General features: G+C 66.5%; 25 protein-coding genes. 11 read left to right on the forward strand and 14 right to left on the reverse strand.

What is annotated here, in order from left to right; all coding sequences use genetic code 11:
* Nucleotides 1-138 precede the first annotated feature (138 nt).
* Together coaD and ASE61_RS14835 are read right to left on the reverse strand one after the other, a co-directional pair.
* Nucleotides 139-639, reverse strand: a complete 501-nt coding sequence (coaD, locus tag ASE61_RS14830) for a pantetheine-phosphate adenylyltransferase (RefSeq protein ID WP_061968084.1) — start codon at nt 637-639, stop codon at nt 139-141.
* Nucleotides 640-845: 206 nt separating this feature from the next.
* Nucleotides 846-1,145 (reverse strand): hypothetical protein, encoded by a 300-nt coding sequence (locus ASE61_RS14835; RefSeq protein WP_156407107.1) that lies wholly within the window; start codon nt 1,143-1,145, stop codon nt 846-848.
* Between ASE61_RS14835 and ASE61_RS14840 the strand changes: the two genes are divergently transcribed.
* Complete coding sequence (locus ASE61_RS14840; RefSeq protein WP_061968088.1) at nt 1,126-2,997, forward strand: ABC-F family ATP-binding cassette domain-containing protein; 1,872 nt, start codon at nt 1,126-1,128, stop codon at nt 2,995-2,997. The genes ASE61_RS14835 and ASE61_RS14840 overlap by 20 nt on opposite strands.
* 42 nt (nt 2,998-3,039) lie before the next feature.
* Here the strand turns inward: ASE61_RS14840 and ASE61_RS14845 are convergent, their stop codons facing one another.
* Nucleotides 3,040-3,294 (reverse strand): hypothetical protein, encoded by a 255-nt coding sequence (locus tag ASE61_RS14845; protein WP_061968089.1) that lies wholly within the window; start codon nt 3,292-3,294, stop codon nt 3,040-3,042.
* Between the two features lie 69 nt (nt 3,295-3,363).
* Nucleotides 3,364-3,702: a YciI family protein gene (locus ASE61_RS14850; RefSeq protein ID WP_061968091.1), complete on the reverse strand. Its 339-nt coding sequence runs from the start codon at nt 3,700-3,702 to the stop codon at nt 3,364-3,366.
* A 182-nt stretch (nt 3,703-3,884) separates the two neighbouring features.
* Between ASE61_RS14850 and ASE61_RS14855 the strand changes: the two genes are divergently transcribed.
* Together ASE61_RS14855 and ASE61_RS14860 are read left to right on the forward strand one after the other, a co-directional pair.
* The gene (locus tag ASE61_RS14855) at nt 3,885-4,970 is read left to right on the forward strand and encodes an MlaD family protein (protein WP_162260102.1); all 1,086 of its coding nucleotides are present in this window, start codon (nt 3,885-3,887) and stop codon (nt 4,968-4,970) included.
* Between the two features lie 26 nt (nt 4,971-4,996).
* The gene (locus ASE61_RS14860; RefSeq protein ID WP_061968095.1) at nt 4,997-5,188 is read left to right on the forward strand and encodes a hypothetical protein; all 192 of its coding nucleotides are present in this window, start codon (nt 4,997-4,999) and stop codon (nt 5,186-5,188) included.
* On the opposite strand, the gene ASE61_RS26005 is transcribed toward ASE61_RS14860, so the two are convergent.
* From ASE61_RS26005 to ASE61_RS14875, 3 genes are read right to left on the reverse strand one after another with little or no spacing between them, the layout of a single operon-like run.
* Nucleotides 5,185-5,622: a hypothetical protein gene (locus ASE61_RS26005; RefSeq protein ID WP_091859094.1), complete on the reverse strand. Its 438-nt coding sequence runs from the start codon at nt 5,620-5,622 to the stop codon at nt 5,185-5,187. The two genes, ASE61_RS14860 and ASE61_RS26005, sit on opposite strands and share 4 nt — an antisense overlap.
* Nucleotides 5,619-6,071 (reverse strand): DNA polymerase III subunit chi, encoded by a 453-nt coding sequence (locus tag ASE61_RS14870; RefSeq protein ID WP_061968097.1) that lies wholly within the window; start codon nt 6,069-6,071, stop codon nt 5,619-5,621. The genes ASE61_RS26005 and ASE61_RS14870 overlap by 4 nt, the downstream gene beginning before the upstream one ends.
* A 48-nt stretch (nt 6,072-6,119) precedes the next feature.
* A complete protein-coding gene (locus ASE61_RS14875; RefSeq protein WP_061968099.1) occupies nt 6,120-7,613 on the reverse strand; it encodes a leucyl aminopeptidase in 1,494 nt (497 codons plus the stop codon).
* Between the two features lie 154 nt (nt 7,614-7,767).
* Between ASE61_RS14875 and lptF the strand changes: the two genes are divergently transcribed.
* The 5 genes from lptF to rsmA are packed head-to-tail and all read left to right on the forward strand — an operon-like array spanning nt 7,768 to nt 14,582.
* Complete coding sequence (lptF, locus tag ASE61_RS14880; protein WP_061968101.1) at nt 7,768-8,961, forward strand: LPS export ABC transporter permease LptF; 1,194 nt, start codon at nt 7,768-7,770, stop codon at nt 8,959-8,961.
* Entirely contained in the window at nt 8,961-10,052 is a 1,092-nt protein-coding gene (gene lptG / locus ASE61_RS14885) for an LPS export ABC transporter permease LptG (RefSeq protein WP_061968103.1), read from the forward strand. Before lptF ends, lptG begins: the two co-directional genes overlap by 1 nt.
* Nucleotides 10,053-10,101: 49 nt before the next feature.
* Nucleotides 10,102-12,660 (forward strand): LPS-assembly protein LptD, encoded by a 2,559-nt coding sequence (locus tag ASE61_RS14890; protein ID WP_244492845.1) that lies wholly within the window; start codon nt 10,102-10,104, stop codon nt 12,658-12,660.
* A 54-nt stretch (nt 12,661-12,714) separates the two neighbouring features.
* Complete coding sequence (gene pdxA, locus ASE61_RS14895) at nt 12,715-13,737, forward strand: 4-hydroxythreonine-4-phosphate dehydrogenase PdxA (RefSeq protein WP_061968106.1); 1,023 nt, start codon at nt 12,715-12,717, stop codon at nt 13,735-13,737.
* Complete coding sequence (gene rsmA / locus ASE61_RS14900; protein ID WP_061968108.1) at nt 13,734-14,582, forward strand: 16S rRNA (adenine(1518)-N(6)/adenine(1519)-N(6))-dimethyltransferase RsmA; 849 nt, start codon at nt 13,734-13,736, stop codon at nt 14,580-14,582. The genes pdxA and rsmA overlap by 4 nt, the downstream gene beginning before the upstream one ends.
* Here rsmA and gmk read toward each other — a convergent pair whose 3' ends face one another.
* The 7 genes from gmk to fabD all read right to left on the reverse strand — a co-directional run bounded on the left by gmk (nt 14,583) and on the right by fabD (nt 21,356).
* On the reverse strand, nt 14,583-15,230 hold the full coding sequence (gene gmk / locus ASE61_RS14905; protein WP_061968109.1) for a guanylate kinase: 648 nt from the start codon (nt 15,228-15,230) through the stop codon (nt 14,583-14,585).
* 5 nt (nt 15,231-15,235) lie between these two features.
* Nucleotides 15,236-16,117 (reverse strand): YicC/YloC family endoribonuclease, encoded by an 882-nt coding sequence (locus tag ASE61_RS14910; RefSeq protein ID WP_061968111.1) that lies wholly within the window; start codon nt 16,115-16,117, stop codon nt 15,236-15,238.
* A gap of 111 nt (nt 16,118-16,228) precedes the next feature.
* Nucleotides 16,229-17,581, reverse strand: coding sequence for an endolytic transglycosylase MltG (gene mltG, locus ASE61_RS14915; protein WP_244492846.1), 1,353 nt, complete (start codon nt 17,579-17,581; stop codon nt 16,229-16,231).
* A gap of 208 nt (nt 17,582-17,789) precedes the next feature.
* Entirely contained in the window at nt 17,790-19,061 is a 1,272-nt protein-coding gene (gene fabF / locus ASE61_RS14920; RefSeq protein ID WP_061968115.1) for a beta-ketoacyl-ACP synthase II, read from the reverse strand.
* A 55-nt stretch (nt 19,062-19,116) separates the two neighbouring features.
* Nucleotides 19,117-19,353 carry an acyl carrier protein gene (locus ASE61_RS14925; RefSeq protein ID WP_061968116.1) on the reverse strand — a complete coding sequence of 79 codons (237 nt, stop codon included), beginning with the start codon at nt 19,351-19,353 and terminating at the stop codon, nt 19,117-19,119.
* A 265-nt stretch (nt 19,354-19,618) separates the two neighbouring features.
* The gene (gene fabG, locus ASE61_RS14930; RefSeq protein ID WP_061968118.1) at nt 19,619-20,356 is read right to left on the reverse strand and encodes a 3-oxoacyl-[acyl-carrier-protein] reductase; all 738 of its coding nucleotides are present in this window, start codon (nt 20,354-20,356) and stop codon (nt 19,619-19,621) included.
* 55 nt (nt 20,357-20,411) lie between these two features.
* Entirely contained in the window at nt 20,412-21,356 is a 945-nt protein-coding gene (gene fabD, locus ASE61_RS14935; protein ID WP_061968119.1) for an ACP S-malonyltransferase, read from the reverse strand.
* A gap of 333 nt (nt 21,357-21,689) precedes the next feature.
* Here fabD and rpsF point away from each other — a divergent pair, with 333 nt between their 5' ends.
* The 3 genes from rpsF (at nt 21,690) to ASE61_RS14950 (ending at nt 23,499) form a co-directional block, all read left to right on the forward strand.
* Nucleotides 21,690-22,121, forward strand: a complete 432-nt coding sequence (rpsF, locus tag ASE61_RS14940) for a 30S ribosomal protein S6 (protein ID WP_061968121.1) — start codon at nt 21,690-21,692, stop codon at nt 22,119-22,121.
* A gap of 2 nt (nt 22,122-22,123) precedes the next feature.
* Nucleotides 22,124-22,369, forward strand: coding sequence for a 30S ribosomal protein S18 (gene rpsR, locus ASE61_RS14945; RefSeq protein WP_038367644.1), 246 nt, complete (start codon nt 22,124-22,126; stop codon nt 22,367-22,369).
* Between the two features lie 182 nt (nt 22,370-22,551).
* On the forward strand, nt 22,552-23,499 hold the full coding sequence (locus ASE61_RS14950; RefSeq protein ID WP_061968123.1) for a DUF2232 domain-containing protein: 948 nt from the start codon (nt 22,552-22,554) through the stop codon (nt 23,497-23,499).
* Nucleotides 23,500-23,529: the final 30 nt, after the last annotated feature.

The raw sequence follows: 23,529 nt of genomic DNA on the forward strand, positions 1-23,529 counted from the left end.
GAGGGCGTCGTGCAGGGCACTGCACGACGAGTCGCTTCATCTGAGAGACACCATCGCTCTCGACAAATTGCAAACCAAAATCAGCAGGAAGCGGCGGAAGATGGCGAAGTTATGTGCCTTTCGCCGAAGATCGTGCCGTCAGCTCTTGGCGAAGCGCGCCTTCAGCGCGGCCAGCACTGGCGCCGGCACGAAGGGCGAGACATCGCCGCCCATCGCCGCGATCTGGCGCACCAGCGTCGCGGTAATGTAGCGCACGTCGGGCGAGGCCGGCAGGAACACGGTCTGCACGTCCGGCGCCATGGTGCCGTTCATCCCCGCCATCTGCATCTCGTAGTCGAGGTCGCTGCCGTCGCGCAGGCCGCGGATGATGAGCGAGGCCCCGGCCCGGCGCGCCGCGTCGACGGCGAGATCGTCGAAGGTCACCACGTCGAGCGAAGCGCCTTTGGCTGCCAGCAACGGCCCGGCGACGGCGCGCAACAATTCGGCGCGGATATCGACTGAGAGCAGCGGCGTCTTGCCGGGGTGGACCCCGATCGCCAGGACGAGCCTGTCGCAGAGGCCGGCAGCCGCCGCGATGACGTCGGCATGGCCGTTGGTCACGGGATCGAAGGAGCCGGTGTAGAAAGCGATGCGTGCCATACGACCAGCGTTAGCGGCTGGACCGGAGGACGACAAGTCTTCTCAGGGGCTTGGCGGCCTGATGCGGTCTCAGCCCTCACCCTGAGGAGCAGCCGAAGGCTGCGTCTCGAAGGATGCTTCAGGAGGCTCGGGAGATCTCTGGACCATCCTTCGAGACGCCGCTTCGCGGCTCCTCAGGATGAGGGCTCACATGTCCAAAAGGCTTCTCAGGACAACGGCACCAACGCGGCGAGCGCGGCGGCGCTGCCGATGATGATCGAGACGATGACCATGAGCGAGGCCGTAGCGGAGGCACGGCGGGAGCTGGCGTAGGACAGGCGGGTATCCATGAAGATAGCCTCGGCGAATCGCGGTTGACCCGGTTTCCCTTGGGTGATGCCCGGTGCGGGCGGCCCCAAGGCGAGATTTTGACGAAACGGTGACAGCGGCCGCTTGTTCCGGCTTTCGATTGCCTTTTCGAGCGCGGCAAGCCTAAACGGGCGCGCCATGCTCACGATCAACGACATCACCTACCGCCTCGGCGAACGCCTGCTGCTCGACCATACCGGTGCCGCCATCCCGGATGGCGCGCGCGTCGGCTTCGTCGGCCGCAACGGCACCGGCAAGACCACGCTGTTCAAGATCATCACCGGCGATCTCGGCACCGAGAGCGGCACGATCAGCCTGCCGCGGGGCCGGCGCATCGGCGGCGTCGCGCAGGAGGCGCCGGGCGGCCCGGAGACGCTGATCGAGGTCGTGCTCGCCGCCGATACCGAGCGCTCGGCCCTGATGACGGAAGCGGAGACCGCGACCGATCCGCACCGCATCGCCGAGATCGGCACGCGGCTTGCCGATATCGGCGCGCACTCGGCCCCGGCCCGCGCGGCGATGGTGCTGCACGGGCTCGGCTTCGACGAGGAGGCGCAGCAGCGCCCCTGCTCCGATTTCTCGGGCGGCTGGCGCATGCGCGTCGCGCTCGCCGCCGTGCTGTTCTCCGAGCCCGACCTGCTGCTGCTCGACGAACCCACCAACTATCTCGACCTCGAAGGCACGCTCTGGCTCTACGACTATCTGGAGCGCTATCCGCATACCGTGATCGTCATCAGCCACGATCGCGAACTGCTGGACACCTCGGTCGACCACATCATGCATCTCGACCAGGGCAAGCTGACGCTCTATCGCGGCGGCTATTCCTCCTTCGAGAAGCAGCGCGCCGAGAAGCAGATGCAGCTCGCCCGCGCCAAGGAGAAGCAGGACGCCGAGCGCAAGCATCTCCAGTCCTTCGTCGACCGCTTCAAGGCCAAGGCGACCAAGGCCCGGCAGGCGCAGTCGCGCGTCAAGCGGCTGGAGAAGATGCAGACCATCGCCGCGATCGTCGACCGCGACGTGCAGCCCTTCTCCTTCCCCGGTCCGGAAAAGCCGCTCTCGCCGCCGATGATCGTGCTTGAGGATGCCGCCGCCGGCTATGGCGAGCGCAAGGTCTTGTCCCGCCTCAACCTCTCGCTCGCCCCCGACGACCGCATCGCGCTGCTCGGCTCGAACGGCAACGGCAAATCGACCTTCTGCAAGCTGATCGGCGGCAGGCTCGACGCCATGTCCGGCGAGATGAAGAAGTCGAGCAAGCTGGAAACGGCCTATTTCGCCCAGCACCAGCTCGACGAGCTCCGCATCGAGGATACACCGGTCGGCCATCTGCGCGACCTGATGCCGGATGCACCGGAGGCCAAGGTCCGTTCCAAGGCGGCGCAGATCGGCTTCCCCGCGAACAAGGCCGATACGCCGGTGAAGCTGCTCTCCGGCGGCGAGAAGGCGCGCCTGATGCTGGGGCTCGCGACCTTCCACGGGCCGCATCTTCTGATCCTCGACGAGCCGACCAACCATCTCGACATCGACAGCCGCACGGCGCTGGTCACCGCGATCAACGACTATCCCGGTGCCGTCATCCTCGTCAGCCACGACCGCTTCCTGATCGAGGCCTGCGCCGACCGGCTCTGGCTCGTCGGTGGCGGGACGGTGAAGAATTTCGACGGCGACATGGACGATTACCGCACTTACGTGCTGGGCGCCGCCAAGGCCGAGAAGCGCGGCAAGCCGGCGCCGGATGCGACTGCCAAGCCCAAGGCCGACGAGCGCAAGGAAGCGGCGACGAAGCGGGCCGCGCAGGGGCCGCTCAGGCAGAAGCTCAACCTCGCCGAGGCGCGCATCGCCAAGCTGACCGGACTGATCGAGAAGGTCGATGCCGCGCTCGCCAACGGCGCCTTTGCCCGCGATCCCGACAAGGCGATCCAGATTTCGCGCCAGCGGGCGGAGCTGTCGGAGGCGCTGGCCGCGGCCGAGGAGGAATGGCTGCTGCTCGGCGAAGAGCTGGAGAGCGCCTGAGGCCTCAGGTCTTCGGAATGCGGCGCAGCCGCGGCCGGTGACCTACGGGCGCGGGACGCAAGCGCCGAGCCTCAGCATGGTGCCGGGCGGGCAGGTATGCGGGCCGGTGGGCTGCGAGATCGGCCGGACGGATTCGCAGCAGGCGCCGCGCACGACATAGCCGCTCGGGCAGCCGCCGGACCTTTCCATGCGGTCCTTGCCGTCTCGCGTCGGCCGGCACGAACCTGCCGCGAACGCGTCATCGGCAGCCCCAAAGGCGACCGCGACCAACGCCGCAACGGTGGCAAATCTGATCATGGGCGGTGATCTCCGATGGCCGCTATCGCCGGCGAATGGCGTGCTCGGCGGAAGCTGGCAATGGCCATCCTAGCTGGCCGGATCATACATGAACTCGCGCAGTTCCTGCGCGCAGCGACAGGCCCGCGCGAGCTTCGCCGCCCATTTCACCGCCTCTTCGCGCGTCGGCAGCTCCAGCACCGCGAAGCCGCCATTGAGGCGGCTGCCCGGATAAATCTCCCCGGACACCGATCCATCGGCGGAGACGAGCACGGGGGCGACCGGCTCGTTGATCCCGCCGCCGAAGACATAGACGCCGGCCGCCTTGGCCTCCTCGATCACCGCATGGGAGTCGACGGAGGCGGCGTTCAGCTCCTCGTCCGTGAGCACCATCGCCTCGCTCGGAAAGGAGATGAGATATTTCGCCATGCCGCGATGATGCGTTGCAGATTGGGCGAAAACAAGCGGATGGGTCGCCCGATCGCCTCGTGGCCGTCGCGACAGTAGACTATGCTGTCGACTCGGATGGCCACTCCACTTGGCAATGAAAGACAATTCCGCCGATGAAATCGCGAGCAGCTCATGCGCTGATCGGTCTGGCTACGCTGGTCGTGCTCGCTGTGCTGTTCGGGCTCGGTTATTGGTTCAGCCGGGGGCAAGGCGACACCATCGACGTCAAGGTGGTCTTCAACGGCAAGGTCTCCGGCCTCGGCCGTGGCTCCAGCGTGCTGTTCAACGGCCTGCGCATCGGCGAGGTCAAGGAACTCGAGATCGAGCCGAGTGATCCGCGCCAGATCTACGCCATCCTGAAGATCAGCCAGTCCGCTCCGCTGCGCGTCGATACGATCGCCCGCCTCGAAGGCCAGGGCCTGGCCGGCATCGTCGCCGTGCAGCTTCGCGGAGGCAGCCCCGCCGCTGCTCCGTTGATCGCCGGGCCGGGGCAGGCTCTTCCGACGATCGTCGCGGAATCCTCCGAGAGCATCTTCGAAAAGGTCGGATCCATCGCGAAGGGCATCGACGAATCCCTCGTCGGTATCGATGCGGCAATCCAGGCCAATGCAGGGCCGGTAAACGAAAAGATCAAATACCTGGAGAACCTGTCCGCCACGCTCGATGGCAGCTCTCCAAAAGTGGCGGAATTCATGACGAGCGTCAGCTCGGTTGCCGATTTCATCGCACCGCTTCCCGATAAACTGAAAACTTTCAGTGAGGGCTTCATCGAGAATCTGCGATCTGCCGACACAAATCGGATCGCTTCAGCCATCGACGATGCCGATCGCCTTGCCACGAAACTGAGCGCCGCCGCTCCCGACATCGGCAAGACGGCGCGGAGCGTCGCCTCGATGAGCGAAAAGCTCAACAGGGCCGCCGATCAGGTCGATGGCGTGCTGAAAGGCGCGCAAGCCTTCTTGACTGGTGCCGGGAGAGAAAACGGGGGAAGCGTCTTCGAAGACGTTGCCGAGGCGGCGAAATCCCTGCGCACGCTCGCCGACAATCTGGATCGGAGCTCGGCGGCGGTGGCGGCGAAGATCATCCAGTTCACGGGAAGCGGGCTGCAGAAGGTCGAAACACTCACCTCGGACGGCAGCCGCGCCCTCTCCGGCTTCGACCGTACGCTGCGCAATGTGAATCGAGACCCGCAAGGGCTGATTTTCGGGAGCAAGAACCGCATCCCGCAATATAACGGCTCGCGATAGAACAGGCGCCTGTCCGGAGAAGCCCGATGTCCGTCACGACGATCCTCTGGCAAATCCCATTGGCTCTGGCCGGATGTTTCGGTGGCGCGTATCTCGGCCAGGAGCTTCTCGGCGGCGGCGCGATCGGCTGGTCGGTCACTGGCGCGATCGTCGCGCTCTGCTGCGCCCCGCTTTTCAGGTCGCTGATGGCCCACCGAGCCCGGCGCCAAAGCCGCTAGCGCGAAGACGCGACCGCCCCCGGATCACCCTGCCCGGGCTTGACGATCCGGCTCAGGCGATTGTCGGTGAACATGTAGATCTCGCGGCCGCCGGGCTCGGAATAGAGCACCTGGACCTCGCGCTGGCCCTTGCCGCTCTCGCCGACCAGTACGTCGGTCGGGCGCCCGCCCTTCAGCTTCACCAGTTCGCATTCGGTGATGCCGGGCGCGATCTCCTTCGGCAGCGGCCGGGTCGAGGGATCGAGCGAGGCGCCGACGCTGCATTCGCCTTCCGGCGTCAGGACCGGTTCCTGCGTCGAGATGCCGGCGCTGCCGGAGGTCGTCGTCGTGGTGGTGACGCCGCCCTTCGTCTCCGACTGGAAGGCGAAACCGCCCATATCGACCGAGCAGCCGGCAAGGGCGGCGGTGCAGAGCAACAGAACAGGCAGTCTCACGCTTTCTTCTCCCAACGGCCGGCGTCGTCCTGCTGCCAGTAGCTGGCGGCATGGCCCGAGGCCCTGGCCTTCTTCCAATCCTCGCGGGCGGCAGCAAGCGCCTCGGGATCGTCACCATCGAATATCAGGACGACGCGCTCGTAGTCCTGCATTGCGTCGGGAATGCGGACCCCGTCGGCGCAGACCCGGACCTGAGCGGCATTCGGGTTATGCGCCTGCGTCGTCAGCACGATCGGATTGCTCGCCGCATCGACCTCCAGTGCCGTGACATGCGGCAGGAAGCTTTCATCAGCATAGGTCCAGAGGTGGTCGTCGAGCACGCTCAGCCGCTCCTGGCCGCCGACCTCGACGACAACCTTCTGGCCGCGCGACAAGGCGCGGTCGAGGATCGTCGGCAGGACCTGCTCCAGCGGGCGGGACTGCAGATGGAAGAACAGGATCTCGGCCATCGAAGCCTTATATCCTAAAGGGTTGCCGGCATTTTCGCAGAAAGCGAATCAGCCTTCGTAATGGTCGGCGACCAGCCGGTCGAGCAGGCGCACGCCCCAGCCCGGCCCCCACGACCGGTTGATCTCGGAATTCGCGGCGGCCATTCCGGTTCCCGCGATGTCGAGATGCGCCCAGGGCGTATCGTCGACATGGCGCTGCAGGAACTGCGCCGCGGTGATCGAGCCGCCATAACGACCGGCCGAGTTCTTCATGTCGGCGAATTTCGAATCGATCATCTTGTCGTAGGCCTTGCCGAGCGGCATGCGCCAGACCGTCTCGCCCGTGGCGATGCCGGCCGCCGTCAGGCGGGCGGAGAGCTCGTCGTCGTTGCTGAACAGGCCGGCATTCTCCTGCGCCAGTGCGACGAGAATAGCGCCGGTCAACGTCGCCAGATTGATCATGAAGCGCGGCTCGAAGCGCTCCTGCGTGTACCAGAGCACATCCGCCAGAACGAGGCGGCCTTCCGCATCGGTGTTGATGATCTCGATGGTCTGGCCGGAGAGCGAAGTCACGATATCACCGGGGCGCTGGGCGTTGCCGTCAGGCATGTTCTCGACGAGGCCGATCACGCCGATCGCGTTGACCTTGGCCTTGCGGCCGGCCAGCGCCTGCATCAGGCCGACGACACAGGCCGCGCCCGCCATGTCGCCCTTCATGTCCTCCATGCCGGCGCCCGGCTTCAGCGAGATGCCGCCGGTGTCGAAGGTCACCCCCTTGCCGACGAAGGCGACCGGCTGCGCATCCTTCTTCGCACCGTTCCAGCGCATGACGACGACGCGGCTTTCGCGGCGCGAGCCCTGGCCGACGCCGAGCAGAGCGCGCATGCCGATCTTCTTCAGCGCCTTCTCGTCGAGGATTTCGATCTCGACGCCGAGCTTCTCGAGCTTGGCCGCCCGGTCGGCGAATTCCTCGGGATACAGAACGTTCGGCGGCTCGTTGACGAGGTCGCGCGCCTGGATCACGCCGGCAGCGATGGCGTCAGTCGTCTTCAGAGCCTTTTTCAACGGCGAGGGATCGGCGGCGCGCAGCGTGACCGTCAGCGGCTCGGCCTCATCCTTGTCCTTGCTCTTGGTCTTGTAGCGGTCGAAGGCATAGGCCCGCAGCCGAAGGCCGAGCGCGATATCGGCGGCCTGCTTCGCCTCGAGCGCGCCTTCGGGCAGCGTGAGAATGATCTCGGCGCTGCGGCCGGCGCCGAGCCGGCCGGCAATGACACCGCCCAGCTTGACGAAATCCAGCTTGGCTCGCTCGTCCTCAGGCCCGACACCGACGACGATCAGGCGCTCATAGGAAGCCCCCTCCGGCGACGGCAGTGTCAGCCCGGCCAGGGCCTTGCCCTTGAAACGCTCGGCGGCGGCGGCCCGGGTCAGCAGCGCCTGCGCGCCCTCGCCCGCCCATTCCTGCGCCGCATCGGGGACGGCAAGCCGGTCCGAGACGAGGATCACCAGATCCTGCCCTTCGACGGCATCCAGGGCTTTGATCTCGAGCTTCAGGCGCTGCGACATGATCCGCTCACAATCTTGCGAAAATGACAGGGGAAGGACAATTGACGGCAGACGGCAAACGATTCCCGTTTGCGCCATGGTCGCGCCTATACCATAGGGTGTGTCCGACGAACCACCTCGGAGGGCGTTTGCTCTCCTTCTCCGGAACCGACGCGTGCTTCTCAACCGCCTCGATCGCTACATCCTGAAGATCGCGGCGGTGGCGGCGATCGTGCTCCTGCTCGGCCTGACCGGCGTGATCTGGGTCACGCAGGCCCTGCGCGAGGTCGATCTTATCACCGGCAAGGGCCAGACGGTCCTGATCTTCCTGACCGTGACGCTGCTTTCGCTGCCGGCCCTGCTCGCCGGCATCGCGCCGGTCGCGCTGTTCATGTCGACGCTCTACACGCTGAACCGGCTCAACGGCGATTCCGAGCTGATCGTGATGAACGCCGCCGGCGTGGCGCCGCAGCGCATCACGCGGCCCTTCATCGTGCTGACGATCGCGACCTCGCTGATCGTCGCCTGGATGACGATCTCGGTGATGCCGGCGAGTTTCCGCATGCTGCGCGACCTGATCACGCTGATCCGCGCCGATTTCGTCGCCAACGTGGTCAAGGAAGGCCAGTTCGTCTCGCTCGATTCCGGTGTGACCTTCCATTATCGCGAGAAGGCCGGCGACTCGCTGGTCGGCATCTTCATGCAGGATCGCCGCGACCCGTCGCAGCCCTCGATCTATCTCGCCGAGCGCGGCCGAACGGTCGAGGCCGAGGGCCAGAGCTTCCTGATGCTGGAAAAGGGCACGATCCAGCGCGAGGCCAAGAACACCAGCACGACCTCGATCATCTCGTTCGAGCGCTATGCCCTGAACCTGTCGGCGCTCACAGGCGATGCCAGCGGCGGCCCCGGCGAGGGCGACGGCGACAAGGTGATCTACAAGCCGCGCGAGCGCTCGACCTGGGAGCTGCTCCGGCAGGACACCAACGAAGCCTATTACAAGATCCAGGAAGGCCGCTTCCGGGCCGAGCTGCACAACCGGCTCTCGTCGCCGCTCTATCCCCTCGCCTTCATGCTGATCGCCTTTGCCGCCATCGGCGAGGCGCGCACCACCCGCCAGGGCCGCGCGCTGGCGATCCAGTCGGCGATCATGATCGTCGGAGCGACCCGCATCGCGGCCTATGCGGCCTGGACCGCGAGCGTGCGCTCGCCCTTTGCTGCCGCGCTGCTCTACATCCTGCCAATCCTCGCCATCATCCTGGCGACAGGCTTCATCTTCTACGGCGCACGGATCCAGCCGATACTGGCCCGTCTCGTCGCTCCCCTCACCACGCCGCTGGTCAATCTCGCGGCCCGTTTCCGGCGCGCCTGATGCTGCTGTTCACGACCTTCGGCCGCTATCTGACCAGGCGCTTCGCGCGCGCCATCGTCGGCGTCTTCAGCACGTTCTTCTTTCTGATCGGGACGCTCGATTTCGTCGAGCTGATGCGCCGCGCCGGCGATTCCCCGATCGCGACGACGCCGCGCATCGTCCAGCTCGCGCTGTTCCGGGCTCCGGCCGTCGCCGAGCAGATCTTCCCCTTCGCCGCGCTGTTCGGCGGCATGTTCGCGCTGCTGACGCTGAGCCGGAAGCTCGAACTCGTCGTCGCCCGCTCGGTCGGCGTCTCGGCCTGGCAATTCCTCCAGCCGGCCGCGGCGGTCGCAGGGGTCCTCGGGCTGATCTCGATCATGATCTACAATCCCGTAGCGGCCGAGCTGAAGCGCAAGGCCACGGCGCTCGAGACGCGCCTGTTCGTCCGCTCCGGAGGCAAATCCGCCCTCTCCAAGGAAATCTGGCTGCGGCAGCGCAGCGTCGACGGCCAGGCGATCATCCGCGCCGCGGGCGCCCTGCCCGACGAGGACGGATTGTCGCAGGTCGCGTTCTTCATCTTCAATCCGAACGGCAGCTTCAAGGAGCGAATCGACGCCCGGCAGGCCCTGCTGCGCCCGGGGCACTGGGAGCTCGCCGACGCACGCACGACCTCCGCCACGGAAGAGCCACAGAGCTATAAGAGCTACGTGCTCGCCACCACGCTGGAGCCGGAACAGATGCGCCAGAGCTTCACCCCACCCGACGCGGTGGGCTTCTGGTCGATGCCGGCCGTGATCGACCGGACGCAGCGCGCCGGTCTCGACACGACCCCCTATGAGCTGCGTTATCAGTCGCTTATGGCGCGTCCGCTGCTGCTGATCGCGATGGTGCTCGTGGCCGCTTCGGTTTCCTTAAGATTTTTCAGGTTTGGTGGTGTGACCAGACTGGTGATAGGTGGCGTCGCTGCGGGGTTCGTGCTCTATGTGGCGACACAACTGTCGGAGGAACTCGGATCGTCGGGAATCGTCAATCCGATCGTCGCGGCGTGGTTGCCTGCAGCATTGGGGGCAATGCTGGGAGCACTCGCCCTCCTCCATCAGGAAGATGGGTGAAACGTACTGTGCCTATGGTTAATTTCGAGTTTACGAGATGGGTCCAGGAGTGAACCGGCTAGCGCGCTTTGCTGCGGCGACGGCTCTCGCCTCCAGCCTGGCCTATCTGCTGGCCGGGCCGGCCTATGCCCAGAATCGGGCGGCCGGCACGCAGCCCAAGCCTGCGACCACGGCTGCGGCGAAGCCGCAGGACCGGATGGTCGTCGATGCGCGAGAACTCGTCTACGACAACGACAAGAAGACGGTCGCGGCCGTCGGCGACGTCCAGATCCTTTATCAGGGCCGGACGATCGAGGCCGATCGCGTCATCTACGACCAGGGCAACAAGCGCGTCACCGCCATCGGCAAGGCCCGGATCACCGAAGCCAACGGCACGGTCATCACCGGCGACAAGTTCAACCTGACGGACGATTTCCGCGACGGCTTCATCGACTCGCTACGCGTCGTGAATCCGGACAAGACCCGCTTCTCGGCCCCCCGCGCCGAGCGGACGGATGGCGAGACCTTCGTCTTCGACAAGGGCATCTACACGGCCTGCGAGCCCTGCAAGGACAATCCCGAACGGCCGCCGCTCTGGCAGGTCCGCGCCGCGCGGATCATCCACAAGAAGTCCGAGCAGACGATCTATTACGAGGATGCCCGGGTCGAGTTCGCCGGCATCCCGATGGCCTATATCCCATACATGTCCGGCCCGGATTCGACGGTGAAGCGCAAGTCCGGCTTCCTGTCTCCGCGCTTCATCAACACCTCGGCGCTCGGCTACGGCGTCGGGCTGCCCTATTTCCTCAACCTGGCGCCGAATTACGACCTGACGTTCACGCCGACCTATTTCAGCCGCCAGGGCTTCCTCGGCCAGGTGGAATGGCGCCATCGGCTGGTCAACGGTTCCTACGCGATCCGGGCCTCCGGCATCTTCCAGCAGGACAAGGACGCTTATCTGGCGAGCCCGCTCGGCCCGCGCGACAAGGAATTCCGCGGTTCGGTGGAGACGAACGGCAAGTTCTTCATCAACCCGCGCTGGAGCGTCGGCTGGAACGCCTCGATGTCGACGGATCGCTGGTTCTACAAGAACTACCGCATCCGCAACGAGAGCCTCAGCGCCACGACCTATCTGCAGGAATCGATCTCGACGGCCTATCTGAACGGCCAGAGCGAGAGCGCCTGGTTCGACCTGCGCGGCTATTATTTCCAGCCCCTGAACTATCAGGACTGGCAGAAGCAACAGCCCGTCGTGCTGCCGGTGCTGGACTACGACAAGCGCGTCCACAAGCCGTCCTTCCTCGGCGGCGAGCTCTCGTTCAACGTCAACATCACCAGCCTGACGCGCGACACGGCCGCCTTCTCGGAGCTGCCGCAGCAGAAGAGCTACCTGATCAGGACGCCGAGCTATTCGCTCTATGACGGCTGCGCCGTCTACGACAAGAACCACTGCCTCGTGCGCGGCCTTGCCGGCAATGTCTCGCGTGCGACCGCCCAGGTCGCCTGGCGGCGCAACTTCATCGACCCGCTGGGGCAGATGTGGACGCCTTATGCCTCGGTGCGCGCCGACGTCTTCTCGATCAATCCCGACACCAGCGGCCTCATCAATTCGCGCGTCTCGACGATCGCCGACACTTCCGACGAGGTCTTCGGCCGGGTGATGCCGGCGATCGGCCTGATGTACCGCTACCCGTTCGTCGCCAAGACCGGCTGGGGCACCCATATCATCGAGCCGGTGGCGCAGATCGTCGCGCGGCCGAACGAGACGAACAGCCTGCGCGTCGCCAACGAGGATGCGCAAAGTCTGGTCTTCGACGCCAACAACCTGTTCGAGTGGAGCGGCAAGTTCTCCGGCTTCGACCGCGTCGAGGGCGGGACCCGCGCGAATGTCGGAGCGCTCTATACCGGGCGCTTCGGCCAGGAAGCCTTCGCCAACCTGCTCATCGGCCAGTCCTACCAGCTCGGAGGGCGGAATTCCTTCGCCGGTGGCGACCTGATCAATACCGGCCTGAACTCCGGTCTGGAGACCCGCAATTCCGACTATGTCGCCCGCGCCCAGCTCTCGCCGTTCAAGGGCTTCTTCCTGACCGGCGCGACGCGCCTCAATTCGACGACCTTCGAAGCCCAGCGGATCGACGCCGCCGCGACCTATTCCAACAGCATCATCTCCGCTTCGGTCGGTTACGGCCGCTACGAGCCCCAGCCCGATCTCGGCATCTCGCGCCGCCGCGAGGGCCTGTCGCTCAACGGCTCGCTCAAGGTCGCCGAGAACTGGCGCCTGCGGGCCGGCGTGCTGTTCGATCTCGACAAGTACAAATACGATCGCGAGCGCTATCGGGACGCTTATGCGTCCTACGCGGCGGCTCCTGCGGCATCCGCTGTCCCGATCTATCCGAACAGCGGGCCGTTCCAGACCGCCTCGACCTCGTTCGGCATCAACTACACCGACGAGTGCACGGTCTTCGACATCAGCTATTCGCAGAGCTATGCCGACCGCCAGGCCGGGGCGACGAAGGATACGCGCACGGTCATGTTCCGCCTCGAACTGCGCACGCTGGGCGAAATCAGCTACTCGCAGAACCTTGGCGGGGCCTCCTCGTCGAGCGACGGCGTCACCTCGTCGAACTAGTCGTACCGGCCCGAAGCGACGGGCCGGATCCTTCTTCAAGGCGCGGAGTTCGTCTTGCCGGCCAAGCCGCTCGCATTGACACAGGGCGACCCGGCCGGCATCGGGCCGGAACTGACGCTTCGCGCCTGGCTGGAGCGCCGCGAGCGTGCGGTGCCCGCATTCGTCTGTATTGGCGACCCCGATCACCTCGCCCGTATCGCCGAGCGGCTTGGATGGACCGTGCCGCTGCATATCTGCGACTGGCGCAATGCCGGAGCCGCCTTTGCCGATGCGTTGCCGGTGATTCCGCTCGCTTCCGGGGCTGGCACCGTCGTTCCCGGCAAGCCTGATCCGGCGACAGCCGCAAGCACGATCGGCTCCATCGACCAGGCGGTCGTCGCGGCCTATGCTGGCGACGCCGCAGGCGTCGTGACCAATCCGATTGCGAAATCAGTGCTTTACAAGGCCGGCTTCAAGCATCCCGGCCATACGGAATATCTGGCGCATCTGGCTGCGCGGGGTGGTGTCGCGCCGCGGCCGGTGATGATGCTCTGGTGCGAGGAACTCGCTGTCGTGCCGGTGACGATCCACGAGCCGCTGCGCCGCGTGCCCGAGCTTCTGACCACGGCGCTTATCGTCGAGACCGGCCGGATCGTCGCCGCCGAGCTGCGCAGCCGGTTCGGTATCGCCCGGCCACGACTGGCGATCAGCGGGCTCAATCCCCATGCCGGCGAAGACGGCACGATGGGCCATGAGGACGCCGCGATCGTCGCGCCCGCCATCGCCCAATTGCGGACCGAGGGCATCGATGCCAGTGGCCCCTATCCGGCCGACACGATGTTCCATGCCCGCGCGCGGGCCGGCTACGACGCGGCGCTGGCGATGTATCACGACCAGGCCCTGATCCCGATCAAGACGATCGCCTTCGACGACGGCGTCAACGTCACGCTCGGCCTGCCTTTCATCCGGACCTCGCCGGACCATGGCACGGCCTTCGACATCGCAGGCCAGGGCATCGCGCGGCCGGACAGCCTCTGCGCCGCCCTGAAGCTCGCCGCCCGGATGGCCGAGCACACTGTCACGGACACCGCTTCATGAGCCAGATCGACGACCTGCCGCCGCTGCGCGAGGTGGTGGAGCGCCATGGGCTGATGGCGCAGAAGGCGCTCGGCCAGAACTTCCTGTTCGATCTCAACCTGACGAGCCGGATCGCGCGCGCAGCCGGGCCGCTGGACGGCCAGACGGTGGTCGAGATCGGCCCCGGCCCCGGCGGGCTGACGAGGGCATTGCTGGCCAACGGCGCCGGCCGCGTCATCGCGATCGAGCGCGACCGGCGCTGCCTGCCGGCGCTCGCCGAGATCGCGGCGCATTATCCGGGGCGCCTGGAGGTCATCGACGGCGACGCGCTCGCGGTCGACCTGTCGCCTCATCTCGGTGGCGGGCGGGCGCGGATCGTCGCCAACCTGCCCTATAATATCGGCACGCCGTTGCTGGTCGGCTGGCTCAGCCTCGAACCCTGGCCGTCCTGGTGGGATTCCCTGACGCTGATGTTCCAGCGCGAGGTCGCCGAGCGCATCGTCGCGACGCCGGATGAGCGCGCCGATTACGGCCGGCTTGCCGTGCTCTCGAACTGGCGCTGCGAGACGAAGATCCTGTTCGACGTGCCGCGCAGCGCCTTCGTGCCGCCGCCGAAGATCACCTCGTCGATCGTGCAATTGATCCCGCGTGCGGAGCCTGAACCTTGCGACCGGCGCCTGCTGGAGCGGGTGACGCTGGCGGCCTTCGGCCAGCGCCGCAAGATGATCAGGCAGAGCCTGAAGGCCGTGCTGCCCGACCCCGCCCCGATCATCACGGCCGCCGGCCTCGACGAGACGGCGCGCGCCGAGGAGATACCGGTCTCGGGCTTCGTCAGGCTGGCGAACGCGCTGGCCGCGCAGCGCTGATCAGGGCAGCTCTTCGGTCAGAAGCTGGTCGACGAAGTCGTTGAGGCCGACGGCGCGGCTGCGCTTCAGGCGCTCGGCCGTCAGGATCGCCTTGATCGACTCATAGGCCGCCTGGAGATCGTTGTTGACGATGACGTAATCGTACTGGTTCCAGCGTGCGATCTCGTCACGGGCATTGGCGAGACGCTTGACGATGACCTCCTCGGCATCCTCGGCGCGGCGGATCAGGCGCGAGCGAAGCTCTGCCATCGAGGGCGGCAGGATGAAGATGGTGACGACGTCGGCCCGCGCCTTCTTGACGATCTGCTGGGTGCCCTGCCAATCGATGTCGAACAGCACGTCGCGCCCGGCCGCGAGCGAGGCCTCGACCTCCTTGCGCGGGGTGCCGTAGCCATTGCCGTGGACCTCAGCCCATTCCAGCAGGTCATTGTGCTGGCGCATGGTGTCGAAGGCCGCGCGATCGATGAAGCGGTAATGCACGCCCTCGATCTCGGACGGGCGCTTGGCGCGGGTCGTCACCGAGATCGAGAGATCGAGATTGTTCTCGCTCTTGAGATTGCGGGTGAGCGTCGTCTTGCCCGCGCCGGACGGCGAAGACAGGATCAGCATGAGGCCGCGGCGGGCCGGGTGAAGGGTCTCGGCAGCCATCCGGCTCACTCCACGTTCTGGACCTGCTCGCGCATCTGGTCGACGACCGTGCGGAGCTCGAGCCCGATGCGCGACAGGCCGGGATCATTGGCCTTGGCGCAGAGCGTCGAGGCCTCGCGGCCGAACTCCTGCGCGAGGAAGTCGAGCTTGCGGCCGATCGGTCCCCCCTTGGCCAGCAATTCGCGCAAAGCCGCGACATGGGCCTGCAACCGGTCGATCTCCTCGCGGATATCGGCACGCACAGCGATCAATGCTGCTTCCTGATGGAGGCGCTGCGGATCGAAGCCGTTATTCGCCCCGAGCAGGGCCTCGACCTGAGCCGCAATCCGGGCACGGATCGCGTCGCTGCTGCGGGCGGGATGATGTTCGGCCTCGCCGGCGAGGCGGGCGATGGTTTCGAGATGACCGAGGACGATCGCTTCGAGCGCACGCCCTTCGGCGGCCCGCGCTTCCTTCAAGGCATCGGTCACAGCTGCGAGGCCGGCCAGAGCCGGGGCTTCGACCGCGCCGAGCGCGTCCTGCGCCTCGTCGGCATAGTCGACGACGCCGCGGATGCCGAGCAGCCCGTCATAGGATGGAGGATTGATGCCGGCGGCCGGCGGCAGCCTTTCGACGGCCTCGAGCAGCGCGGCCAGGACGGCCTCGTTGACGCGCGGGCGCGGCGGACCGGCATCGCTGGTGACGGCAAGGTTGACGTGCAGCGTTCCGCGCGAGAAGGCGGCGCCCAGCTTCTTGCGAGCGGCCTCGGCGAGGACCTCGAAGCCGGGCGGGACACGGACACGCAAATCGAGCCCACGCCCGTTGACGCTGCGGATTTCCCAGGCCCAGCCATGGACTCCGGCCGTTCCCGCCGCGCGGGCAAAGCCCGTCATGCTTTCGATGGACATTGCCCCTGCCGCCTTCATTCAAGATCGGCGGGACCGTAGTGGCGCGCATCCATGACAGCAAGCGGGCTGCCGCCGGAAAATGGGGATTGCGAGCCTTCCGGGGCCTGCAACTCAGGGCTTGAGCTGCGGCACCTGCTTGGGCGAGTTCAGGTCGAAGCTCTTGTTGAGCAGCGGATCCCGCGTCGTGCCTTCCGAAGCGTCGAAGGCGCGGGCGCGTGTTCCCGCAATCGCACCGGTCGGCTGGGCGACGGGGACGCCGGCGGAGCCGGTATTGTCGGCTGCGGGCTGCGTCGTGGCCGGCGCCTCGGTGCGGTTGTCGGGACCTGCCGGCGGCTCGACCTTGTCGACGGCCTCGGCCGGCGGCTTGCCGCCCTGCTGCTGCGTCCGCGTCGTCTCGATCTGGCGCCAGCGTCCGACATTGCGGTTGTGCTGCTCCAGCGTCTCGGCGAAGGCGTGGCCGCCGCTGCCGTCGGCGACGAAGTAGAGATCCTTGGTCCGCGAGTGGTTGACCACCGCCTCCATGGCGGCGCGACCGGGATTGGCGATCGGCCCCGGCGGCAGGCCGTTGATCACATAGGTGTTGTAGGGCGTCGCCTGCGTGATCTCGCTGCGCTGGATCGGCCGGCCGAGCGTGCCCTTGCCGCCGACGAGGCCGTAGACGATCGTCGGGTCGGATTGCAGCCGCATCTTCTGGTTCAAACGGTTGATGAAGACGCCGGCGACGCGCGGGCGCTCATCGGCACGGCCGGTCTCCTTCTCGACGATGGAGGCGAGGATGACGAGTTCCTCGGGTGTCTTGATCGGGAGATCAGCGGGCTTGCGCAGCCAGATGCTTTTCAAGATCGCATTCTGGCTCCGCCCCATCTGATCGATGATGCCCTTCCGCGAAAAACCGCGCGGGAAGCGATAGGTGTCAGGCAGGATCGAGCCCTCCTTCGGCACCTGTGCGATCTCGCCGGTCAGGAGGTCGTTGTTGCGCAGCCGCTCGACGACCTGCTCGCTCGTCAACCCCTCGGGAATGGTGATCGAATGCTCGACCACCTTGCCGCTCGAGATGATGTCGAGAATCTCCTGGGGGCTGATACGCGCCTTGAACAGGTACTCGCCGGCCTTGAGCTTGTGCCAGTCACCGCCGACGACGGCGGCGACGCGGAACGAAAGCGGGTGCTCTATCAGCCCCTCGCGCTGCAACAGTTCGGCGATCTCGGTGAGCCCGCTCTCCCTGGGGATGATCACGGCCCGGTCGCTGGCCAGCGGCCCCGGCGCCTTGCTCTGGTTCGAGACGACGGCGATTCCGGCGCCGACCACGCCGGCGCCGACGAGCGCGACCGTGAACAGCCCGCTCAGCATCGACAGGAAAGGGCTGCGCCGGCGGCGGCGAACCTTCGGCGGCGGCGCCGGCGGCGCTACGGGCTTGAGGGCCTCGCTCGGACTCTTCGGGGCGACGCGGGGCGTATCATTCACGATCAGGACGCTCGCAGCACGGGGGTGATGATCTCGGCACGGTGCAAACTGGACCGCGCCTGCCGGAGTGGGCCTGCAGCCGCACTCAGTCGGGCGACGGCATTAGAGCCGGTTTCGGTGCGGCTGTGAACGCGGAATCACGCATTCAGCCGCAGTCGTCGCCAACTCTACCCAAGATTATGGCGAAACCGCGCTGTTTCGCAGCGGTTCAATGCTCGGGCCTGTAGCGCCGCATCACCAGCGAGGCATTGGTGCCGCCGAAACCGAAGGAGTTCGACAGGGCGTAATCGATCTCGCGCTTGCGGGCGACATGCGGCACCAGGTCGATCTCGGTCTCGACCGAAGGATTGTCGAGATTGATCGTCGGGGGCGCGGTCTGGTCGCGGATGGCGAGCACGGTGAAGATCGCCTCGATCGCACCGGCAGCGCCGAGCAGATGGCCGGTCGCCGACTTGGTCGACGACATCGACGGACGCCTCGAGGCATTGGCCAGCAACCGCTCGACGGCGCGCAATTCGATCTCGTCGCCGAGCGGCGTCGAGGTGCCGTGGGCATTGATATAGTCGAGGTCGGACGCCGTGATGCCGGCGCGATCCAGCGCGGCCTGCATGCAGCGATAGGCGCCATCGCCATCCTCGGAGGGCGAGGTGATGTGATAGGCGTCGCCCGACATGCCGTAACCGACGATTTCGGCATAGATATGCGCGCCGCGGGCAAGCGCGTGCTCGAGTTCCTCGAGCACGACGACACCGGCGCCCTCGCCCATCACGAAGCCGTCGCGGTCCTTGTCATAGGGGCGCGAGGCCTTTTCGGGCGTATCGTTGAAACCGGTCGAAAGCGCGCGGCAGGCGCAGAAGCCGGCAATGCCGATGCGGTTCACCGCGGATTCGGCGCCGCCTGCGACCATGACCTCGGCATCACCCAGCGCGATCATGCGGGAGGCGTCGCCGATCGCGTGCGCACCGGTCGAACAGGCGGTCACGACGGCATGATTCGGGCCTTTCAGCCCGTGCTCGATCGAGACATAACCCGCCGCCAGATTGCTCAGGCGGCCGGGAATGAAGAAAGGCGAGAGGCGGCGCGGGCCGCGCTCCTTGAGCAGGAGCGAAGCCTCGTAGATGCCGCCCAACCCGCCGATACCGGAGCCGATGGCGACGCCGGTGCGGGTCTGGTCCTCGTAGCTTTCCGGCTTCCAGCCGGCGTCCTGCAACGCCTGCGTGGCCGCCGCCATGGCGAAGACGATGAAATCATCGACCTTGCGCTGCTCCTTCGGCTCCATCCACTGATCGGGATTGAAGGTCCCGTCGCTGCCGTCACCCCGCGGGATGTTGCAGGCGATCCGCGCCGGCAGATCGCTGGCGTCGAAGGATGTGATGGGGCCGGCGCCGCTGGCACCGGCAAGAAGGCGCGACCAGGTCGGCTCGACGCCGCATGCAAGCGGCGTCACCATGCCGAGCCCGGTTACGACAACACGCCGCATCGGATAACTGCGAGAAGCCATGGCTCTTTCTGCGTAGACCAACCCTTAAGGTCGATCAGGCGCTCTTCGACGACAGGAACTTGACGGCGTCGCCGACGGTCACGATCGTCTCGGCGGCATCGTCCGGGATCTCGACCCCGAACTCTTCCTCGAAGGCCATCACGAGCTCGACGGTGTCGAGGCTGTCCGCGCCCAGGTCCTCGATGAAGTTGGCGCCGTCGACGACCTTGTCGGCCTCGACGCCGAGGTGCTCGACCACGATCTTCTTCACGCGCTCGGCAACATCGCTCATGGGTCTCTTCCTTAGACTTTGAAACTGAAAACGCATCGCAGGGGTGCGACGCGGTGGAGGAATCTCATTCCGAGCCGCCGCGCCACCTGGAGGGTGCCCGCGATCCGGAAAGCTTGAAGCCTGCACAAACGCAACAACCGAGGTTTCGTCAAGTCCCCTCGGAACGCCCGGCGGCAGCGAGACGGCGCTAGTTAACATACCCTTTACGGGCTGGCGAGAGCGCTTCCGGCTTATCAAAGCCGATCCGGAATGGGCGCTAACGCCCCTAGATCATTGCCATTCCGCCGTTGACGTGCAGCGTCTGCCCGGTCACGTAGCCGGCCTCCGTGCTGGCGAGAAAGGCGACGGCCGCGGCCACATCCGCGCCCTCACCCAGCCGCCCCATCGGCACGTCGGAGAGGATGCCCTCGCGCTGCTTGTCGTTGAGCGCCTGGGTCATCGGCGACTCGATGAAGCCCGGCGCGACCACGTTGACGGTGATGTTGCGGCTCGCGACCTCGGCTGCGAGCGCCTTGGACATGCCGATCAGGCCCGCCTTGGCGGCGGCGTAGTTGCCCTGGCCCGGATTGCCCATCGTGCCGACGACGGAGCCGATCGCGACGATTCGGCCGTAGCGGCGGCGCATCATCGACTTCACCGCGGCGCGCGACAGCCGGAAGGCCGCGGTGAGGTTGACCGCGAGCACGCTGTCCCAGTCCTCGTCCTTGAGCCGGATGAACAGGTTGTCGCGGGTGATGCCGGCATTGTTGACGAGAATGTCGAGCCCGCCGAGCTTCTCCTCGGCAGTCGGCACGAGCGCCTCGACCGAATCCTTGTCGGAGAGATTGCAGGGCGCGATCACGACGCGCTCGCCGAGCTCGGCCGCCAGCGCTTCAAGCGCTTCCGCGCGCGTTCCGGAGATCGCGACGCTGGCACCCTGCGCATGCAGCGTCCGGGCGATGGCGCCGCCGAGGCCGCCTGTCGCGCCGGTCACCAGGGCCTTGCGGCCGGTCAGATCAAACATGTTCGCTCCCCTTGTTCGGCATCCTGCCGCTGCAGCCCGTCCCGGGTTTCTGCACTTATTCCTTGCGGGCCTTCCAGGCCGCAACGTCATCGGCCGTGCCGATCGAGACCGGCGCCGCGCCTGCAACGATACGCTTGACGAGCCCGGCCAGCACCTTGCCGCTGCCGGTCTCGACGAAATCGGTGACGCCAGCGGCCGCCATCGCCTGCACGCATTCGCGCCAGCGCACCGTACCGGTGACCTGCGCGACCAGCGAAGCGCGGATCGCATCGGGATCGCTCAGCGGCGCGGCACCGACATTGGCGACGACCGGCACCACCGGAGCCTGCATCGTCACCTTGGCCAGCGCATCGCGCATCGCATCGGCCGCCGGCTGCATCAGGGCGCAATGGAAGGGTGCGGAAACCGGCAGCAGCATGGCGCGCTTCACGCCGCGCTCGCCGGCGAGCACGATGGCGCGCTCGATCGCAGCCTTCGCGCCGGAGAGCACGACCTGACCGCCGCCATTGTCGTTGGCGGCTTCGCAGACTTCACCCTGCGCTGCGGCCGCGGCGATCTCGCGGGCGAGATCGAGCTCGGCACCGAGCAGCGCCGCCATCGCGCCCTGCCCCGCCGGCACGGCCTTCTGCATGGCGTCGCCACGAATGCGCAGCAGGCGGGCGGCATCGCCGATCGAGAAGGTCCCGGCCGCGGCCAGCGCCGAATACTCGCCGAGCGAATGACCGGCGACGAAGGCTGAATCGCGCTTCAGGTCGAGCCCGGCTTCGCTTTCCAGGACCCGCACCACCGCGAGGCTCACCGCCATCAGCGCCGGCTGGGCATTGGCCGTCAGGATCAGCTCCTCGGAAGGCCCCTCCCACATCACGGCCGAGAGCTTCTGCGACAGCGCCGCATCGACCTCGTCGAAGACCGCCTTCGCGACGGCGAAGTTCTCGGACAGGCTCTTGCCCATGCCGACGGCCTGCGAACCCTGGCCCGGAAAGATGAAGGCTGTGGTCATGTGCGGAACGCCTCGTTCTTCACTACTTATGTATTATGACGGGGCTGTCACATCGGTTTAGCGGCCAAGTCAAGCACAACGCCCATCTTTTCCGCCCGACAGACGCTCGTCCACACGAGATTCCGGTTGCCACGACGCACCGGACACTGTAACCACCGCCTCCTGCTTGTTCGGCCGGAGGCTGAACGGATGGCGCTTGCCCGCAAGGAAGAGCGCAGGTTCTTCGGAACCGTCATCCCGTGTCTCCGCCTTCGATGAAATCCTGTCGGGCCTTATCCAGGGCTCGGAGGGCTCCGCGCCGGGCGAAGCAGGGTGAAACAAGGAAGGCCACATATGGCATTGTACGAGCATGTGCTGCTCGCGCGGCAGGATGTCAGCGCGCAGCAGGTCGAAGCTCTTGTCGAGCAGTTCAAGGGCGTGATCGAAGCGAATGGCGGCGCCATCCGCAAGGTCGAGTACTGGGGCGTCAAGTCCCTCGGCTACCGCATCAAGAAGAACCGCAAGGCGCATTACACGCTGCTGAACATCGAGGCTCCCTCCGCCGCCGTGCTGGAGATGGAGCGCCAGATGCGCATCAACGAGGACATCCTGCGCTTCATGACCATCAAGGTCGAGGAGCTCGAGGAAGGTCAGTCGGCCATGCTGCAGAAGCGTGACCGCGATGACCGTCCGGAGCGTGGCGGCGACCGTTTCGACCGCGGCCCGCGCCGTGATCGTCCGCGCCGTGACGACGAAGCCACCGAAACCGCCGAAGCGGAGGCCTGAGAATGTCGACTGCATCCGCTGGCGCCCGCCGCCCCTTCTTCCGCCGCCGCAAGTCCTGCCCCTTCTCGGGCGAAGGCGCCCCGAAGATCGACTACAAGGACGTGCGTCTGCTCTCGCGCTACATCTCCGAGCGCGGCAAGATCGTTCCGTCCCGCATCACGGCGGTCTCCGCCAAGAAGCAGCGCGAGCTCGCCCAGGCGATCAAGCGCGCCCGCTTCCTCGGCCTGCTGCCCTACGTCATCCGCTGAGCCGTTCGTTCGGTTCCGGCACACGATAAATTCCGGAGGCGTACCCTTTCGCCTCCGGTTCTCGCTTTCAAGATCAACCAGTCGCCCGTCGGTGAAACTCCCTCGGGTTCGTTGAGGCCAGAAGCCTCTCACCCTGCCGAGCCCACAAGGCTTGCGAGCAGCGGGACAGCAGGACGGACTTTATGATTCCGATTGTCGGCATCGGCGCGGGCCTCGTTTCGGCCCTGCTCTTCTCAGTGGTGATCACCGGATCGCCGCTGGCTGCTCTGCTGTATTCGGCCGCTCCTCTCCCGATCTTCATCGCATCGCTGGGCTGGAACCACCGCTCCGGGCTGTTCGCCACGGTGGCCGGTGCGCTCGCCGTCGCGGTTGCGCTGGCTCCCACCGGCGGCATCGCCTTTGCCCTGATCATCGGCCTGCCGGCCTGGTGGATCGCCTATCTCGCCCTGCTCGCCCGCGGCGACACCGAGGGCCGGGTCGAGTGGTATCCGCTCGGCAATCTCTTGCTCTGGATCGCTGCCACCGCGGCGCTCGCGACCGTCGGCAGCGCGCTGGTGATGACCACCGATTACGAGACCTATCGCTCGGTGATCGCGCGCATGATCGAGAACCTGCTGGGCGAGATGGTGCGCGGCAAGCTGATCGCATTGCCCGCCGATATCCAGGTGAAGGAGCTGGCTGACAGCCTGGCTCCGGCCGTGCCGCTCGGCATCGGCGCCTCCTTCGTCACCACCATCACGGCCAATCTCTGGCTCGCGGCCCGCACGGTGAAGATGTCCGACCGTTTGCCGCGCCCCTGGCCCTTCATTCCCTCGACCACGCTGCCGCGGCAGGCCCTGCTGCTGCTGATCGCCGGTGCCTTCGTCGCGACCACGGGCGGCTTCATCGGCGTCGCCGCGATGGCCTTCGTCGGCGCGCTGCTCGCCGCCTTCATGTTCAGCGGGCTCGCCACGCTGCACGACATCTCGCGCGGCCGTGCCTGGCGGATGCCGATGCTGATCTCGGTCTATGTCGCGCTTGTCGTGATGCAGGCCCTGCTGACGCCGCTGCTCGCAATCGCCGGCGTCATCGACACGCTTCTCGGCCTGCGCAGGCAGGCCGCGCTGCCGCCTCCGCCTACCCGTTCCTGAAACCCTGACCACAGACAGATCAAGGAGAAG

It is taken from the genome of Allobosea sp. Root670, assembly GCF_001429415.1.
In the GTDB taxonomy this organism is placed as follows: domain Bacteria; phylum Pseudomonadota; class Alphaproteobacteria; order Rhizobiales; family Beijerinckiaceae; genus Allobosea; species Allobosea robiniae.

Coding starts and splice junctions, on each gene's coding strand:
- coaD (WP_061968084.1), bottom strand. CDS start 639: ATGGCACGCATCGCTTTCTACACCGGCTCCTTCGATCCCGTGACCAAC.
- ASE61_RS14840 (WP_061968088.1), top strand. CDS start 1,126: ATGCTCACGATCAACGACATCACCTACCGCCTCGGCGAACGCCTGCTG.
- ASE61_RS14835 (WP_156407107.1), bottom strand. CDS start 1,145: ATGTCGTTGATCGTGAGCATGGCGCGCCCGTTTAGGCTTGCCGCGCTC.
- ASE61_RS14845 (WP_061968089.1), bottom strand. CDS start 3,294: ATGATCAGATTTGCCACCGTTGCGGCGTTGGTCGCGGTCGCCTTTGGG.
- ASE61_RS14850 (WP_061968091.1), bottom strand. CDS start 3,702: ATGGCGAAATATCTCATCTCCTTTCCGAGCGAGGCGATGGTGCTCACG.
- ASE61_RS14860 (WP_061968095.1), top strand. CDS start 4,997: ATGTCCGTCACGACGATCCTCTGGCAAATCCCATTGGCTCTGGCCGGA.
- ASE61_RS14870 (WP_061968097.1), bottom strand. CDS start 6,071: ATGGCCGAGATCCTGTTCTTCCATCTGCAGTCCCGCCCGCTGGAGCAG.
- ASE61_RS14875 (WP_061968099.1), bottom strand. CDS start 7,613: ATGTCGCAGCGCCTGAAGCTCGAGATCAAAGCCCTGGATGCCGTCGAA.
- lptG (WP_061968103.1), top strand. CDS start 8,961: ATGCTGCTGTTCACGACCTTCGGCCGCTATCTGACCAGGCGCTTCGCG.
- rsmA (WP_061968108.1), top strand. CDS start 13,734: ATGAGCCAGATCGACGACCTGCCGCCGCTGCGCGAGGTGGTGGAGCGC.
- gmk (WP_061968109.1), bottom strand. CDS start 15,230: ATGGCTGCCGAGACCCTTCACCCGGCCCGCCGCGGCCTCATGCTGATC.
- ASE61_RS14910 (WP_061968111.1), bottom strand. CDS start 16,117: ATGTCCATCGAAAGCATGACGGGCTTTGCCCGCGCGGCGGGAACGGCC.
- fabF (WP_061968115.1), bottom strand. CDS start 19,061: ATGCGGCGTGTTGTCGTAACCGGGCTCGGCATGGTGACGCCGCTTGCA.
- ASE61_RS14925 (WP_061968116.1), bottom strand. CDS start 19,353: ATGAGCGATGTTGCCGAGCGCGTGAAGAAGATCGTGGTCGAGCACCTC.
- fabG (WP_061968118.1), bottom strand. CDS start 20,356: ATGTTTGATCTGACCGGCCGCAAGGCCCTGGTGACCGGCGCGACAGGC.
- fabD (WP_061968119.1), bottom strand. CDS start 21,356: ATGACCACAGCCTTCATCTTTCCGGGCCAGGGTTCGCAGGCCGTCGGC.
- rpsF (WP_061968121.1), top strand. CDS start 21,690: ATGGCATTGTACGAGCATGTGCTGCTCGCGCGGCAGGATGTCAGCGCG.
- rpsR (WP_038367644.1), top strand. CDS start 22,124: ATGTCGACTGCATCCGCTGGCGCCCGCCGCCCCTTCTTCCGCCGCCGC.
- ASE61_RS14950 (WP_061968123.1), top strand. CDS start 22,552: ATGATTCCGATTGTCGGCATCGGCGCGGGCCTCGTTTCGGCCCTGCTC.